This is a genomic window from Actinoplanes sp. NPDC049265, assembly GCF_043197135.1.
Lineage (GTDB): Bacteria > Actinomycetota > Actinomycetes > Mycobacteriales > Micromonosporaceae > Actinoplanes.
This window is the reverse complement of the sequence record NZ_JBICSP010000044.1, coordinates 1-18,870: the sequence shown is the minus strand read 5'-3', so window position 1 is coordinate 18,870 and position 18,870 is coordinate 1. Positions and strand designations below refer to the sequence as shown.

Annotated in this window: 2 protein-coding genes; both read right to left on the bottom strand. The window is 70.9% G+C overall.

Annotated elements, in window-relative coordinates; genetic code table 11:
- The coding region (locus ACGFIO_RS43885; protein WP_392837138.1) for a type I polyketide synthase at positions 1-11,784 on the bottom strand (11,784 nt) is incomplete at its 3' end.
- Positions 11,785-11,802: 18 nt separating this feature from the next.
- A partial coding sequence (locus ACGFIO_RS43880; RefSeq protein WP_392837135.1) for an SDR family NAD(P)-dependent oxidoreductase occupies positions 11,803-18,870 on the bottom strand: 7,068 nt, incomplete at its 5' end.

The window sequence follows — 18,870 nt, the reverse complement described above, 5'->3', positions numbered from 1 at the left end:
CCACAACGCCGGCTGCACCACCTCCACCCGCTCCAACAACTCACCATCAGCCAGAACATCCTCCAACCGCCAACCCGTCAACGGCTCCAACACCCCAGAACACTCCGCCAACCGAGCCGCGAAAACCGGCGACACCCTCGCCAGCTCCACACCCATCCCAACCCACTGACTGCCCTGACCCGGAAACACCAACACCGAACGACCACCGCCGACTGCCGTACCCGAAACCACCCCGGCCCCAGGCTGACCCACCGCCACCGAGGCAAGACCAGCCAGCAACTCACGCCGATCTGCACCGACCACCACCGCCCGGTGATCCAGCGCCGCCCGCGTCACCGCCAACGAGTAACCCACATCAACCGGATCCAGCTCCGGCCGGGCCGCCACGAACTCCCGCAACCGACCCGCCTGCCCCGCCAGGCCTGCCACGTCCCGGCCCGACACCAGCCACGCCACCGGACCACCGGCCGCCAGCACCGGGTCGGCACCGACGACCGGAGCCGGGTGAATGTCTTCGCGGGCGGGGGCTTCCTCCAGGATGACGTGGGCGTTGGTGCCACTGATCCCGAACGACGACACCCCGGCCCGCCGCGGCCGGCCGTCGCCCGCGGGCCACGGCACCGGCTCGGACAGCAGCCGGACGTCGCCGGCCGACCAGTCCACGTGCGGGGACGGCTCCTCGGCGTGCAGCGTTCGCGGCAGCACCTGGTGCTCCATCGCCTGGACCATCTTGATGACGCCGGCGACGCCCGCCGCCCACTGGCTGTGGCCGATATTCGACTTCACCGACCCGAGCCACAACGGCCTGCCCTCAGGCCGGTCCTGGCCGTACGCCGCGATCACCGCCTGCGCCTCGATCGGGTCGCCCAGCGTGGTGCCGGTGCCGTGCGCCTCGACCGCGTCCACGTCCGCCGGCCCCAGCCGGGCGCTGGCCAGCGCGGACCGGATCACCCGTTGCTGCGACGGCCCGTTCGGCGCCGTCAGCCCGTTGGACGCGCCGTCCTGGTTCACCGCACTGCCGCGAACCACCGCCAGCACCCGGTGACCCGCCCGCCGAGCGTCCGACAGGCGCTCCAGCACGAGCATGCCCGCGCCCTCGGCCCAGCCGACGCCGTCGGCGCTCGCGCCGAAAGCCTTGCAACGCCCGTCCGAGGCCAGCCCCCGCTGATGGGAGAACTCGACGAACGTGATGGGCGTCGCCATCACCGTCACCCCGCCGACCAGCGCCAGGTTGCACTCCCCCGACCGCAGTGCCTGGGCCGCCAGGTGCATCGCCACCAGCGACGACGAGCAGGCGGTGTCCACGGTCATCGACGGGCCCTCCAGGCCCAGCGCGTACGAGACCCGACCGGAGATCACGCTCCCGGCGCCGCCGGTCACCCCGTGGCCCTGCACGCCGGCTCCGTACCCGTATCCCGTGGCTCCGGCGAAAACCCCGACGGGGGTGCCGCGCAGCGTCCCCGGGTCGATGCCGGCCCGCTCCAGCGCCTCCCAGCTCACCTCCAGCAGCAGCCGCTGTTGCGGGTCCATCCCGACCGCCTCACGCGGACTGATACCGAAGAACCCGGCGTCGAAGTCCGCGGCCTCCGCCACGAACCCGCCTTCGCGGGCGTAGCTGGTTCCCGCGTTGTCGGGGTCCGGGTGGAACAGGTTGTCCAGGTCCCAGCCTCGGTCGACGGGGAATGGCCCGACCGCGTCGCTGCCGTCCGCCACCAGTTTCCAGAGACCCTCCGGGTCGGCCACGCCGCCCGGGAACCGGCACCCCATCCCCACGATCACCACCGGTTCCTCGGGCGCAGCGGCAGGGGTCGGGGTCGGGGCGGGCGCCGCGCTGCCGGACTCCTCGGCCAGGCCAATCGCCAGCTCGTCCCGCAGGAACCGGCTCAGAGCGACCGGCGCCGGATAGTCGAAGACGGCAGTGGCGGGCAGCCGGAGGCCGGTCTCGGTGGCGAGCTGATTCCGCAGCTCCACCGCGGACAGCGAGTCGAAGCCCAGCTCCCGGAACGGCATCTCCGGCCCGACCGCGTCCGCCGAGTCGTGGCCCAGGACGGTGGCCGCCTGGGCACGGACCAGTTCCAGCAGGAGCTGCTCCTGCCCGGCCGCGGGCATGCCGGCGAGCTGGTGCCGCAGTGCCTCGTCGGCGCCACCCCTCGGGCCGGCCTTCACGTCCGTCGACGCGCTTCCTCGGCCGGGACGGTGAGCCAGTTCGGCCAGCAGCCGAGGTCCGTCGGCCGTGAGCGCGGCGGGGCCCAGTGGGGCCAGGACGGTCAGCGGCTCGTCGAGGGCGGTCGCGGTGTCGAACAGCTTCAGCGCCTGCTCGGTCTCCAGCAGACGCATCCCGGCACGCTCCAGCCGGGCGGCGTCCCGGTCGGTCAGGTGTGCGGTGATCCCGCTACGTTGCTCCCACAACCCCCACGCCAACGACGTCGCCGGCAAACCCGACGCCCGACGCTCCGCCGCCAGACCATCCAGAAACGCATTCGCCGCCGCGTAATTGCCCTGCCCCGGCGACCCGAACGATGCCGCCGCCGACGAGAACAACACAAACACACCCACATCCAGACCAGCCGTCAACTCATGCAAATGCCACGCACCGGACGCCTTCGGCCCCATCACGGTATCGATGCGAGCCGGAGTCAGCGCCGTCACCACACCGTCGTCCAGCGCACCCGCCGCATGCACCACCGCCGCCAACGGCCGATCCCCCGGAACCCCGGCAATCAACGCCGCCAACTGCGGCCGACTGTCCGCATCACACGCCGTCACCGTCACCGCGGCACCCGCACCCGCCAACCGAGCCGCCAACCCGGCCACACCCGGCACCGCCGGACCACCCCGCGAAGCCAGCAACACATGCCCAGCCCGATCAGAGACGACCAAATGCCGAGCCAGCTCCGCACCCAGCGTGCCCGTACCTCCAGTGATCAAAACCGTGCCATCCACATCCCACCCGCCAACACCGCCACCACCCTGAAAATCCCCAAGAGCAGGACGAGCCAGCCGCCGGGCCAACACCCGACCCTCACGAACCGCCACCTCCGGCTCACCATCCAGCACCGCCGCCACCGCCGCCGTCAGCCCCACCTCAGCCGCACCCGGATCAAGGTCAATCAAGGCGAACCGGCCCGGATTCTCCGCCTGCGCCGAACGCAGCAACCCCCAAACCGGCGCCGCGCCAAGGTCCGCCACGCCCTCCTCCGGGTCCGTGGACACCGCCCCTCGCGTCACCACCATCAGCGCCGAACCCTCCAGCGGGCTGGTCTCCAGCCAATGCTGCACGAGTTCCAGTGCCTGGCCTGCCAGTCGGGCACCGCTCGCCGCGGCGTCACCGGGCTCTCCCGTCAAGACGGCCAGCACCGCACGTGGCGCCGGAGCCCCGGCGGTCATCGCCTCGGCAATGGCATCCAGGTCCGGGTAGGCGCCGGCATCGACACCCGCCGCCTCGAGCGCCGCGGCCAAGCCCTTCTCGTCCACACCGGTCACCGCTATCGGCCCAGATGCGGCTCGTTGCCCCTGGCCGGCCGGGTTTTCCGGGCCCGCTCCGTTTTCCCGGGCCAGGATCCAGCGGACGGTGAACAGGCTGTCCCGGTCCGGGGCGGCATGCTGGGCGGCCGATACCGGGCGCAGAGTCAGCGAATCCACGGTCAGGACCGGCCGTCCGGCGGCGTCGGCGGCCTGCAGCCGGACCGCGTCGGGGCCGACGCGCCGAAGCCGTACGCGGACCGCTGTCGCACCGGCGGCGTGAACCTGGACGCCCCGCCACGCGAACGGGATCAGCGCCCGGCCGTCGGGCAGCACCTCGCCCGGGCTCACCGCGTGCAGCACCGCATCCAGCACCGCCGGATGCATCTCGAACAGCCCAGCTTGGCCCGATCCGGCGTCTTCGGGGAGCCTGACTTCGGCGAACGCCTCCTCTTCACGCCGCCACACCGCTCGCAGTCCGCGGAACGTCGGCCCGTACTCGTATCCGTTCTCGGCCAGGTCCTCGTAGATCCCCGAGATGTCCACCGCGAGCGTGCCCGCCGGCGGCCATTGCCCTTCGTCCCAGCCGTTCCCGATGGGCCCGGCGGGAGCCAGGGCGCCGGTAGCGTGTTCGGTCCAGTCCGTCGTGCCGACGCCAACGCGGGCATGGACTGCCACCGATCGAACTCCGGTTGTCTCCGGCGCCCCGACGGTCACCTGCACCTGAACCGTCTCGCCCGCGGGAATCACCAGCGGGGCCCGCAACACCAGCTCCTCGACCCGCCCGCAACCGGCGCGTTCGCCGGCGGCGACTGCCATTTCCGCCAGCGCCGCCCCGGGCACCACCACCGCGCCCAGCAGAACGTGGTCCGCCAGCCACGGCTGATCCGCCAACGACAGCCGCCCGGTCAGCAGCAGACCGTCACCGGAAGCCAGCTCCACCTCCGCACCCAGCAACGGATGTCCGGCCGAGCCCAGACCCACCGATGCCACGTCTCCCGTCTTGGAAGCCGCGTGCAGCCAGTAGCGAGTGTGCTGGAATGCGTACGTCGGCAGCTCGACCTTCCGAGCAGGCCCGACAACCTTCGCCCAATCGACCGGCAAACCCTCCACAAACAGGCCCGCCAGAGCGGTCAGGAACTGCCCGGCCGCCGGACGATTCCGACGCTGCACGGCAACGAACAACCCGTCAGGAACGCAATCGGGACCCAGCGTGGTCAACGCCCCATCCGGACCCGCCTCCACGAACACCCGACCACCCAACGCCGCCGCCGCCGCGACCGCATCAGCGAAACGCACCGGCTGACGGGCCTGCGCCGCCCAATAACCCGGCGCCCCGAAATCCTCGACCGAAGCCACAGCTCCGGTCAGCGTCGACACCACCGTGACCTGCGGCTCGTGGTAAAACAACCCCGCCGCCACCCGCTCCAACGACTCCATCACAGGGTCCATCGCCGGGGAATGAAACGCCCGGCTCGTCGACAACACCGTCGCCTTACGACCCAGCTCACGCCACCACGCGACCACCTGCTCGACCGCGTCCGCCTCACCAGACACCGTCACCGCCGACGGACCATTCACCGCCGCCACCACAACCCGGCCACCAAACCGCTCCAACGACGCAACAACCTCGGCCTCACCCGCCGCGACCGCCGCCATCGCCCCACCCGCCGGCAACCCCTGCATCAACCGACCCCGCGCAGCCACCAACCCACACGCATCCTCCAGGGACAACATCCCAGCCACATGCACGGCCGCGATTTCCCCGACCGAATGACCCAACACCACATCCGGCACCACCCCGGACGCCTCCAACAACCGAGCCAAAGCGACACCCACCGCAAACAAGCCCGCCTGCGCGAACACCGTCTCATTCAGCCGGGCCTCGTCCTGCCCCAACACCACGTCCGTGACAGGCAAGTCCAGCAGACCGCCCAAAATCCCGCACACCTGATCGAGCACCGCCGCAAACACCGGCGAAGCCGACCGCAACTCCCGGCCCATCCCCGCCCACTGACTGCCTTGACCCGGAAACACCAGCACGGTCTTACCCGACCGTCCAACCGCCGTACCGGTCACAACGCCGGCACCGGGCCGGCCCGCCGCCACCAACGCCAAACGCGCCAGCAACTCGTCCCGATCCGCGCCCGTCACCACCGCCCGGTGATCCAACGCTGCCCGCGTCACCGCCAACGAGTAACCCACATCCACCGGATCCAGCCCCGGCCGGGCCGCCACGAATTCACCCAGCCGTCCCGCCTGAGCCGCCAGCCCCACCGCATCCCGACCCGACACCAGCCACGCCACCGAACCCCCCGAAGCCGGAGCCCGAACCGCGACCTCCTCAGGCACAGGCGCTTCCTCCAGGATGACGTGGGCATTGGTACCACTGATCCCAAACGACGACACACCAGCCCGCCGCAACCGACCACCCACAGGCCACGACCTCGCAGCAGACAACAACCGAACCGACCCGGCCGTCCAATCCACATGCGGCGACGGCTCATCAACATGCAACGTCGCCGGCAACACCCCATGCCGCATCGCCAAAACCATCTTCATCACCCCGGCCACACCCGCCGCCGCCTGAGTGTGCCCGATATTCGACTTCACCGACCCCAACCACAACGGCTCACCACCGGAACGACCCTGCCCATACGTCGCAATCAACGCCTGCGCCTCGATCGGATCCCCCAGCGTCGTGCCGGTACCGTGCGCCTCAACGACATCCACATCAGACGGAACAAGCCGGGCACCAGCCAGAGCCGACCGGATAACCCGCTGCTGCGAAGGACCGTTCGGCGCCGTCAACCCGTTGGAAGCACCGTCCTGATTCACCGCACTGCCACGAACCACCGCCAGCACCGGGTGCCCCGCCCGCTGCGCATCCGACAAACGCATCAGCACCAGCATCCCCGCACCCTCAGCCCAGCCGGTACCGTCCGCATCCGCGCCGAACGCCTTGCAACGCCCGTCCGGGGCCAGGCCCCGCTGCCGCGAGAACTCGACGAACGTGGCCGGCGTCGCCATCACCGTGACACCACCGGCCAGCGCCAGGTCACACTCCCCCGCCCGCAAAGCCTGAGCCGCCAGATGCATCGCCACCAGGGAGGAGGAACACGCGGTGTCGACAGTCATCGCCGGACCCTCCAGGCCCAGCACGTATGACACCCGCCCGGACAGCACACTGGTCGCGATTCCGGTCAGCCCGTAGCCCTCGGCGCCGGCCGCGTAGCCGTATCCGGTGGCTCCGGCGAACACCCCGGCGGCTGTGCCACGCAGCGTCCCCGGGTCGATGCCGGCCCGTTCCAGCGCCTCCCAGCTCACCTCCAGCAACAGACGCTGTTGCGGGTCCATCCCGACCGCTTCACGCGGCGAGATACCGAAGAAGCCGGCGTCGAACTCCGCCGCTTCGGCCACAAACCCGCCCGTACGGGCATAGCTCGTACCCGCATGGTCGGGGTCCGGATCGAACAGGCCCTCCAGGTCCCAGCCTCGGTCATCGGGGAACGGGCCGACCGCGTCCCCGCCCTCGGCAAGCAATCCCCACAGCTCTTCCGGACTCCCCACCCCACCCGGGAACCGGCACCCCATCCCCACAATGGCCACCGGTTCGTCCATCGCCGCGGTCGGCACCGGAACATCTGACGCGCTGCCGGACTCCCCGACGAGCTCGGTCCGCAGGTGCCGGCCCAGGACGGCCGGGGCGGGGTAGTCGAAGATCGCGGTGGCGGGCAGCCGCAGGCCGGTGACGGCCGCGAGGCGGTTGCGGAGGTCGACCGCGGTCAGCGAGTCGAACCCCTGGTCGCGGAACGGCCGGGCCGGCCCGACCGCTTCCGGCGAACCATGCCCCAAGACGGCGGCGGCCTGGGCCCGGACCAGATCCACCAGCAGCGCCTCCTGCCCAGCCGGCGGCAGCCCGGCCAACTGCCCGGCCAGCCCCGCGGCGGGGACGGTGTCGGCGGTGGCGATGGTCTGGCCTGCCTCGGGCAGGTTCTTGAGCAGCGGGCTGGGCCGGCCAGCCGTGAACGCCGGGGCGAACTGCTCCCAGTCGATGTCCGCAACGGTCAGCGACGTCTCGCCGCGGGACAGCGCCTGCCCCAGCGCGGCCAGCGCCAGGCCCGGATCCAGGGTCCGCACCCCGTGCCGCGCGAGCCGCTCCCTCTCCGCTCCGGCTCCGGCGTCGGCTCCGGCGTCGGCGTCGGCGTCGGCGTCGGCGTCGGCCCACGATCCCCAGGCCACGGACGTCGCCGGCAGCCCTCGTGCCCGGCGCCGGAGGGCCAGCACGTCCTGGAACGCGTTCGCCGCAGCGTCACTCCCCCGCCCGACACCACCGATCACGGTCGAGCCGGAGGAGAAGAGCAGGAACGCGTCCAGGTCCAGTTCTTCGGTCAGCTCGTCCAGGAGCTGCGCCGTTGCCACCTCGGGGTCGACCAACGCGGCCAGTTTCCCGGCATCCAGCGCGTCCAGCACGCCGTCGTCGGGTGTTCCGGCGGCGTGTACGACGGTGGTGAGTGGCCGCGATGCTGGGATACCAGCAATCAGTGCGGTCAGCTCGGTGCGCTCTGTGGCGTCACACGCGGTCACTGTGACGTCGGCACCCGCGGCGGCGATCCTGGCCGCGAGTACGGCGGTACCGGGTGCCGCGGGGCCGCTCCGGGTGGCCAGCAGCGTGTGCTGGGCGCCGGAACGGGCCAGCCACTCAGCGGTATGCCCACCCAACGCCTCGGTGCCGCCAGTGACCAGCACGGTTCCCCGCGCCTGCCATGAGTCCGGCCCGACTCCCCGGGCAATTGCGGCGCGGGCCAGCCGGCGGACCAGGACTCCGAAACCTCGGACGGCGACTTGGTCTTCGCCAGTACCGGCCAGGACCTGACACAACCGGCGAGCCGCTCGCTCGTCAAGACTCTCCGGCAGGTCGATCAGGCCGCCCCACAGACCGGGAGCTTCCAAGGCCGCGACCCGGCCCAACGCCCACACCTGCGCGCCGGCCACATGGGTCGGTGTCTCATCGGGGCCCGCGGCTACCGCGCCGGAGGTCACCGCCCACACCGGCGCCGTGACCCCGGCGTCGGTCAGTGCCTGCAGCAGTGTCAACGTCCCGGCCAGACCACCCGCCGAACCGGGGCCGCCCACGGCCGCGGTTTCCGGCAATGCCAGCAGCGACAGAACCCCGGCGAGCCCCGCCCCGGCATCGGGTAGCGTCTCGTCCAGGAGTGCGGACATCTGTTCCCGGTCGGCTGACACGGCCGTAGCCGTCACCACCTGCGCACCATGCCGGGCCAGAGCAGTGGTCACCGCCCGGGTCAACTCCCCAGCGACAGCATCCGGCAGCACAACCAGCCACGTTCCGGCCAGTGCCGCCGCCGGTAGGGCCGGTACCGATTCCCAGTCGACCCGGTAGAGCCACCCCTCAGCCACAGCGGTCTCACGGTCCCGGCGTCGCCACGCCGCCAATGCCGGCAGCACCGCGGCTACTTCCCCACGGTCGGCCCGCAACGCCGCGGCTAGTTCTCTTTCGTCGCCGTCCTCTACCGCAGTCCAGAATCGTGCCTCACCCACCGAACCAGCACCCACCACCGCCGCCGGGGCCGGGGGCGGTTGCAGCCAATACCGAGACCGCTGGAATGCGTACGTCGGCAACTCGACACGCCGGGCGGGGCCGGTGACCGCCGCCCAGTCCACCGCCACACCCGTCACGTACGCGCTCGCGAGGGCGGTCAGGAACTGCCGTGCCGCGGGGCGGTTGCGGCGCTGCACGGCGACAAACACCGAACCCTGGCCGGCGTCGTCGGGGACACAGTCCGGGCCGAGTGTGGTCAGTGCCCCGTCCGGGCCCGCCTCGATGAACACCCGACCGCCCAACCCAGCGGCGGTGGTTATCGCGTCAGCGAACCGGACCGGTCGGCGGGCCTGCTCTGCCCAATACCCCGCGCTCTGGAGGTCGTCACCCGACACCACGGCTCCGGTCAGGGTTGATACCACCGTCATCCGGGGCTCGTGGTAGGTCAATCCGACCGCGACGCGTTCCAGCGGTTCCAGCACCGCATCCATCGCTGGTGAGTGGAATGCCCGGCTCGTCGACAACACCGTCGCCTGACGACCTCGTTCACGCCAGGATGCGGCTATCTGCTGCACCGGGCCGGTCTCCCCGGACACCGTCACCGCCATCGGGCCGTTGACCGCTGCTACGACCACCCGGCCGTCGAAATGGTCGATGGTGGCCTTCACCTCGGCCTCACTCGCGGCTATCGCGGCCATCGCTCCGCCGGAGGGTAGCTGCTGCATCAACCGGCCCCGCGCGGCCACCAACCCGCACGCGTCCTCCAGCGACAACACCCCCGCCACATGCGCCGCCGCGATCTCACCGACCGAGTGACCCACCACCACATCCGGGACCACCCCCGCCGCCTCCAGCAACCGCGCCAGCCCCACCCCGATCGCGAACAGGCCCGCCTGCGCGAACACCGTCTCGTTCAACCGGTTCTCGTCCCGGCCCAGGACCACCTCCGCGACCGGCAACCCCAGAATCTCCTCCAACACCGAACACACCCGGTCGAACGCGGTCGCGAACACCGGCGACACCGACCGCAACTCGGCGCCCATCCCCGCCCACTGGCTGCCCTGGCCCGGGAACACCAACACCGTCCTGCCCCCGGTCACGGCGACCCCGGTCACCGGCTGAGCCGCCAGCAACTCCTCCCGGTCCGCGCCGACCACCACCGCCCGGTGCCCCAGCGCCGCTCGCGTCACCGCCAGCGAGAACCCCACATCCACCGGATCCAGCCCAGGCCGCGCAGCCACAAACTCACCCAGTCGCGCCACCTGCGCCGCCAACCCCGCCGCATCACGACCCGACACCGGCCACGCCACCGGACCACCGGGCGTCAGCACCTGATCCGTGGCCTCGGCCGGGGCCTGCTCGCCCGCTACTTCCGAGGCAGCGGCTTCTTCGAGGATGAGGTGGGCGTTGGTGCCGCTGATCCCGAACGAGGACACCCCGGCCCGCCGCAGCCTGCCGTTGACCGGCCAGGGCTGCGCGGCCGACAACAGCCGGACGTCGCCGGCCGACCAGTCCACGCGGGGGGACGGCTCTTCCGCGTGCAGCGTTTCCGGGAGCACCTCATGCTGCAACGCGAGGACCATCTTCATCACCCCGGCCACACCCGCCGCCGCCTGGGTGTGCCCGATGTTCGACTTCACCGATCCCAGCCACAACGGCCGGTCCTCCCGGCCCTGGCCGTAGTTCGCGATCAGGGCCTGCGCCTCGATCGGGTCCCCGAGCCGCGTTCCGGTGCCGTGCGCCTCTACGGCGTCCACATCGGAGGCGCTCAGCCGCGCGGCCGCCAGAGCCGCCGCGATCACCCGCTGCTGCGACGGTCCGTTCGGCGCGGTCAGCCCGTTCGAAGCGCCGTCGTGGTTCACCGCACTGCCACGGATCACCGCCAGTACCCGGTGACCCGCCCGCTGCGCGTCCGACAGACGCATCAGCACCAGCATCCCCGCGCCCTCGGACATCCCCATGCCGTCCGCGCCCGCGCCGAACGCCTTGCACCGCCCATCCTGGGCCAACCCTCGCTGCCGGGAGAACTCGACGAGAGTCGCCGGAGTCGACATCACGGTGACACCGCCCGCCAACGCCAGATCGCACTCCCCCGCCCGCAACGCCTGACTCGCCAGGTGGAGCGCCACCAGCGAGGAGGAGCACGCGGTGTCGACGGTCATCGCCGGACCCTCCAGGCCCAGGACGTACGACACCCGACCGGAGATCACACTCCCGGCGCCGCCGGTCACCCCGTAGCCCTCGGCCTCCGCCGCTTCGCCCTGGCCCACCGTCCCGTACCCGTATCCGGCCGCCCCGGCGAACACCCCGGCCGGGCTGCCGCGCAACGACCCCGGGTCGATCCCGGCCCGCTCCAGCGCCTCCCAGCACACCTCCAGCAGCAACCGCTGCTGCGGGTCCATCGCCGCCGCCTCACGCGGCGAGATACCGAAGAAACCGGCGTCGAACTCCGCCGCCTCCGCCACGAACCCGCCCGCCCGTGCGTAACTCGTCCCCAGGTGATCAGGGTCCGGGTCGTACAGGGCTTCGAGGTCCCAGCCTCGGTCACCTGGCAACGGGCCGACCGCGTCACCCCCCGACGCCAGAAGGCCCCACAGCTCCTCGGGGTCACCCACCCCACCCGGGAACCGGCATCCCATCCCGACGATCGCCACCGGCTCATGGCTGCGGCCTTCGACCTCCTGCAGCCGCCGACGGGTCTGGCGCAAATTCGTGGTAACGAGATCGAGATATTCGCGGAGTTTAGATTCGTCCGACATTTCCACTCCTAGGGAAACCTAGAGGGTTCCGATTTCCTTGTCGATAAGGTCGAATATCTCGTCATTGGTCAGCGTCTTGACTTGCGCATCGTCGGACGCTTCACCCGAGTCCCCGCCGTCGCGAATCTCGCGCAGCATGACCTCGAGGCGGGCCACGATCATGGATCTCTCCGTATTACGCAGTGACGCCCCGGACACCATTTTCCCGAATTCGTCGAGCACGCTCAGGGCGGAAGCCGGCGGCGTCTCCGAGTCGAGAGTTTCTGTTCGCAGATGTCGGCCCAGGGCCGCGGGAGTGGGATGGTCGAAGACCGCGGTGGCGGGCAGCCGAAGGCCGGTGGCGGTGGCGAGCCGGTTGCGGAGCTCGACCGCGGTCAACGAGTCGAACCCCAGATCCCGGAACGGCCGGCCCGGCTCGACCACGTCCGGGGTGGTGTGGCCCAGGACGGCGGCGGCCTGCGCGCGGACCAGGTCCAGAAGCAGCCGTTCCTGGTCGGCCGGGCGCATGCCGGCGAGCCGCCGCCGAAGTGCCTCGCCGACGTCTTCCCCGGGATTCACGGCAGCGTCCCGGCGGGCCGGGCGCCGGGCGACTCCGGCCAGCAGTGGTGGACCGCCCGCGGTGAGGGCCCTGGGGTCCAGCGAGGTGAGGACGGCCAGTGGCTCGTCCAAGCCGGTGGCGGCGTCGAACAGCGAGAGTGCCTGGGTGGTACTCAAGGGCCGCATTCCGATACGGGCGAGACGGTCGGTGTCCCGACCGGCCAGATGCCCGGTCATACCACTGCGCTTCTCCCACAAACCCCACGCCAACGACACCCCCGGCAAACCCACGGAACGCCGAGCCGCCGCCAAACCATCCAAGAACGCATTCGCCGCCGCGTACCCACCCTGACCCGCCGAACCAAACGACGCCGCCACCGACGAAAACAACACGAACGAGCCCAAATCCAAACCAGCCGTCAACTCATGCAAATGCCACGCCGCAACCGACTTCGGACCAGCCACCACCTCCACCCGCTCCGGCGTCAGCGCCGTGACAACACCGTCGTCCAAAACCCCAGCCGCATGCACCACCCCCGTCAACGGCACCCCGGAAATCACCGCCGCCAACTCACCCCGATCAGCCACATCACACGCCGTCACCGTCACCGCCACACCCGCAGCAGCCAACCCAGCCGCCAAACCCACCGCCCCCGACGCCGCCGGACCACGACGAGAAACCAACAACAAACGCCCCGCCCGACCCGTTGCAGCCAAATGCCGAGCCACCTCAGCACCCAACGCCCCCGTACCACCCGTCACCAACACCGTCGACGACGGCTCATCGTGAGGAACGGTCAAAACAACCTTGCCCGTGTGCCGGGCCTGCGACATAAACCGGAACGCCTCCCGCGCCCGCCGCACATCCCACGCCCGCACCGGCAACGGTTCCAGCACACCCCGCTCGAACAGATCCACCAGCACCGCGAACATGCGCTGAATCTCCTCCGGGCCCGCCTCCGCCAGATCGAACGCGCGGTAGGTGACCCCCGGATACCGCGCCGCGATCTCACCCGGATCGCGCACGTCGGTCTTGCCCATCTCCACAAACCGGCCACCACGCGGCAACAAACGCAACGACGCATCCGTCAACTCACCCGCCAGCGCGTTCAGCACCACATCCATCCCGGCACCCCGGGTCGCCGTCAGGAACTCCTCCTCGAACTCGGTCGACCGCGACGACGACATATGGTCCAAGCCCATGCTGGTGAGAACCGGCCACTTCGCCGGGATCGCCGTGGCATACACCTGGGCCCCGAGATGCTGGGCCAACTGCACCGCGGCCATACCCACCCCACCGGCCGCCGCGTGTACCAGCAACCGCTCGCCCCGGCGCACACCCGCCAACACCACCAAGGCGTAGTAAGCGGTCAGGAACGCTACCGGGGTTGATCCTGCCTGCGGCCATGACCAACCCGACGGAACCCGCACCAACAACCGATGATCAGCAACCACCACCGGCCCGAACCCGGCCGTGACCAAACCCATCACCCGGTCCCCCAAGGCCAGACCCGACACCTGCGGACCCACCTCGGTCACCACACCGGCACACTCGACGCCGATGTCACCGCCACCCGGATACATCCCCAACGCCACCAACACATCACGGAAATTCACCCCGGACGCCCGCACCGCCACCCGAACCTGACCCGCACCCAACTCCGCAGCAGCCCCGGGGGCCGCCGCCAACACCAGCCCGTCCACCGTTCCGCCCTCGGCACGCAACCGCCACGGCCCCGCCGGTGCTTCCAGCAACTCCCCATCCACCGGACGCGCCAACCGCCGCACCAAAACACGATCCCCGCGCACCGCCACCTCCGGCTCACCAGCCGCCACCACGGCCAACGCCGCCCTCAGCGCAACCACGTCCAAACCCACCGGATCAAGATCGACCAAAGCAAACCGACCCGGATTCTCCGCCTGCGCCGAACGCACCAACCCCCACACCGACGCCGCACCAAGATCGGTCACCACCTCGCCCGACTCGGTGGACACCGCACCCTCAGTCACGACTGCGAGCACCGAGGCCTGCGACGGGTCAGCCTGCAACCACTGCTGCACCAAGGCCAGCGCCTGGCCCGCCGCCCGGGCACCACCCGGTTCGCCGACCACCCGGGCCAGCACCACATGTGGCGGCCCGTCGCTCACCGCCGCGGACACAGCGTCCAGGTCCGGATAAGCACTCACCGCCCCCAGGGCCGCGGCGAGGTCCTGCTCACTGGCACCGGCCACCGCAACCTCGACCGGCTCTTCCCGGGCCATGTCTTCTTGAGACGGGATCCAGCGGACGGTGAACAGTGCGTCCCGCTCCGGAGCGGTACCGAGCTGGTCAACCGTCACCGGCCGCAGCACCAGTGAGTCCACGGTCAGGACCGGGCGGCCGGCGGCATCGACGGCTTGCAACCGGAGCTCGTCCGTACTCGAGCGCCACAACCGGGCCCGCACCGCAGTCGCTCCAGCCGCGTGCAACGTCACGCCCCGCCATGCGAACGGAATCAGCGTCGGCCCATCGGCCGCAGCCAGCAACCCACCCGGACCGACCGCGTGCAGCACAGCATCCAGCAACACCGGATGCACCCGGAACAGCTCGGCCTCACCCTGGACTTCCTCAGGGAGCCGAACTTCCGCGTACGTCTCCTCCTCGCGCCGCCACACCGCATGCAGCCCTCGGAAAGCCGGCCCGTACTCATAGCCGCGGCCCGCGAGTTCTTCGTATGCCTCCGAAATGTCCACCGCAGCCGCGCCTGCCGGCGGCCACTGCCGTTCATCCCAGCCGCCCTCGGCAGGCCCCTCATTCCCGCGGTCTCCGGCGGGTACGGGAGGCGACAGGGTCCCGCTGGCGTGTTCCGACCATTGCGCGGCGCCGCTGTCCGAGCGCGCGTGCACGGCAATCGACCGGATCCCGGCCGCGTCCGGCACTCCGACCCGCACTTGGACCTGGACCGCCTCATCCGGGGGGATCACCAGGGGGGCCTGCAACACCAGTTCCTCCACCCGGCCGCAACCCGCGTGTTCACCGGCGGCGGCCGCCATCTCCGCCAACGCCGCGCCCGGCACGACCACCCTGCCCAGCAATACATGGTCGGCGAGCCACGGCTGGGTGGCCAAGGAGAGCCGTCCGGTCAGCACCAGGCCGTCTCCGGAGGCCAGTTCCACTGCCGCGCCGAGTAGCGGATGCCCCGCTGTTCCCAAGCCCGCCGACGTCACGTCCCCGGTCTTAGGAGTCTCCTGCAGCCAGTAGCGGGCCCGTTGGAATGCGTACGTCGGCAGATCCACCCGTCGGCCCGAACCGGCTACCAGCTCCCAATCCACCGGGGTGCCGGCCGCATACGCGCGACCCAACGCCGTCAACAACCCGGCCGCCCCACCCGCATCCCGGGTCAGCGTGCCAGTCACCAACGCATCGTGGATACCGACGTCCTCAAGGGTCTCGGATATCGCAGCCGTCAATACCGGATGCGGAGACGCCTCGATGAACATGCGATATCCGCGCTCGGCCAACACCCGCGTCGAACGCCGGAAATCAACCGGGGCCCGCAAACTGTCGAACCAGTACCGGGCATCCAACTCCGGACCGTGCAGGATCTCACCGGTCATCGCCGACACCATCGGCAGACGCGCCCGACCCGGACGCACAGACTCCAACGCCCCCAGAATCTCCCGCTCCAACACATCCACCTGCCGGCCATGCGAGGCATACCCCACCGGCAGCAAACGCGCCCGCACCCCCTCCGCCTCACACCCGGCCAACAACTCCAACGCCGCCACACGATCACCGGACACCACCACCGCCGACGGGCTATTCACCACCGCAACCGACAACCGGCCACCCCACACGGACAAGCGCTCACGCACCCTGTCGGCCGGCTCAGCCACCGCCACCATCGCACCCGAACCATCCAGGTGTGCCAACGCCCGCGCCCGCAACGCCACCACCCGAGCGGCATCCTCCAGCGACAACACACCCGCCACCACCGCGGCGGCAATCTCACCCTGCGAATGACCCGCCACCGCATCCGGCAGCACACCCGCCGCCTCCCACACCGCCGCCAACGACACCATCACCGCCCACAGGGCCGGCTGCACCACCTCCACCCGCTGCAGCAGCTCACCATCAGCGAGAACGTCCTCCAACCGCCAACCTGTCAACGGCTCCAACACCTGAGAACACTCCGCCAACCGGGCCGCGAAAACCGGCGACACCCTCGCCAGCTCCACACCCATTCCGGCCCACTGACTGCCCTGACCCGGGAACACCAACACCGAACGACCACCGCCGGTTGCCGTACCCGAAACCACCCCGGCACCGGGCTGACCCACCGCCACCGAGGCAAGACCAGCCAGCAACTCACGCCGACCCGAACCGACCACCACCGCCCGGTGATCCAGCGCCGCCCGCGTCGTCGCCAGCGAGTAACCCACATCAACCGGATCCAGCTCGGGCCGGCCGGCCACGAACTCCCGCAACCGACCCGCCTGCCCCGCCAGGCCTGCCACGTCCCGGCCCGACACCAGCCACGCCACCGGACCACCGGCAGCCAGCACCTGTCCCGGATCCGGATCGACGGCTTCCTCGACAGCGGGGGCTTCCTCCAGGATGACGTGGGCGTTGGTGCCACTGATCCCGAACGACGACACCCCGGCCCGCCGCGGCCGGCCGTCGCCCGTGGGCCACGGCACCGGCTCGGACAGCAGCCGGACATCGCCGGCCGACCAGTCGATGTGCGGGGACGGCTCGCCGGCGTGGAGCGTTTCGGGCAGCACCTCGTGCCGCATCGAGAGGACCATCTTCATCACCCCGGCCACACCGGCGGCCGCCTGGGTGTGCCCGATGTTCGACTTCACCGACCCGAGCCACAACGGCCGGTCCTCCCGGCCCTGCCCGTACGTCGCGATCAGCGCTTGCGCCTCAATCGGGTCACCCAACGCCGTCCCGGTGCCATGCGCCTCCACCGCATCCACATCGGTCGGCGTCAGCCCGGCGCTGGCCAGGGCAGACATGATCACCCGCTGTTGCGACGGCCCGTTCGGCGCCGTCAACCCGTTCGAAGCGCCGTCGTGGTTCACCGCACTGCCACGGATCACCGCCAGCACCCGGTGCCCACCGCGCTGCGCGTCCGACAAGCGCATCAGCACCAGCATCCCGGCGCCTTCCGACATCCCCATGCCGTCCGCGTCCGCCCCGAACGCCTTGCAGCGCCCATCCGCGGCCAGCGCTCGCTGCCGGGAGAATTCGACCAGCCCGGCCGGCGCCGACATCACGGTGACACCGCCGGCCAGTGCCAGGTCGCACTCCCCGGCCCGCAGCGCCTGGGCCGCCAGGTGCATCGCCACCAGCGACGAGGAGCACGCGGTGTCGACGGTCATGGCCGGACCCTCCAGGCCCAGCACGTACGAGACCCGCCCGGAGATCACACTCCCGGACCCACCGGTCACCCCGTAACCTTCAGCGCCTCCCACCGAGCCCGCGCCGTACCCGTACCCGGCCGCTCCGGCGAACACCCCAGCCGGCGTGCCACGCAACGAATCCGGGTCGATCCCGGCCCGCTCCAAGGCCTCCCAGCACACCTCCAACAGCAACCGCTGCTGCGGGTCCATCCCGACCGCTTCACGCGGGCTGATCCCGAAGAAGCCCGCGTCGAACTCAGCGGCATCCCGTACGAAACCGCCCGCGCGCACGTAGCTCGTCCCCAGGTGATCAGGGTCCGAGTCGTACAGTCCGTCCAGGTCCCAGCCCCGGTCGTCGGGGAACGGGCCGATCGCGTCTCCGCCCGCGGCGAGTAGGCCCCACAGCTCTTCCGGATCACCTACGCCGCCCGGGAACCGGCATCCCATCCCCACAATCGCCACCGGTTCGTCCGCTACCCCGGCAACGGGCATCACCTGAGGCGTGGCGTCGGGCTCCCCGGCCAGCTCGGCTTGCAGGTGCCGGCCCAGGACGGCCGGGGCCGGGTAGTCGAAGACCGCGGTGGCGGGCAGCCGAAGGCCGGTGGCGGTGGCGAGCCGGTTGCGGAGCTCGACGGCGGTCAGCGAGTCGAACCCCAGGTCCCGGAACGGCCGGCCCGGTCCGATCGCCTCGGGCGAGGCATGCCCGAGGACCGCGGCGGCCTGGGCACGGACGAGATCCACCAGCAAGGCCTCCTGCCCGGCCGAGGGCAACCCGGCCAACTGCGCGGCCAGCCCTCCGACGGACTGAGCGCCCCGCCCGGAGGAGACGTCCCGGTGAACAGGACGGCGGGCGATTCCGGCGAGCAGCGGCCGGTCGGCGACCGCCAGTGCGGACGGGTCCAGCGCGGTGAGTACGGCCAGTGGCTCGTCCAGATCGGTGGCGGCGTCGAACAGCGAGAGTGCCTGGGTGGTACTCAAGGGCCGCATTCCGATACGGGCGAGGCGATCGGTGTCCCGACCGGCCAGATGACCGGTCATACCACTGCGTTGCTCCCACAACCCCCAGGCCAACGACACCGCCGGCAAACCCACGGAACGCCGAGCCGCCGCCAAACCATCCAGGAACGCGTTCGCCGCCGCGTAACTACCCTGACCCGCCGA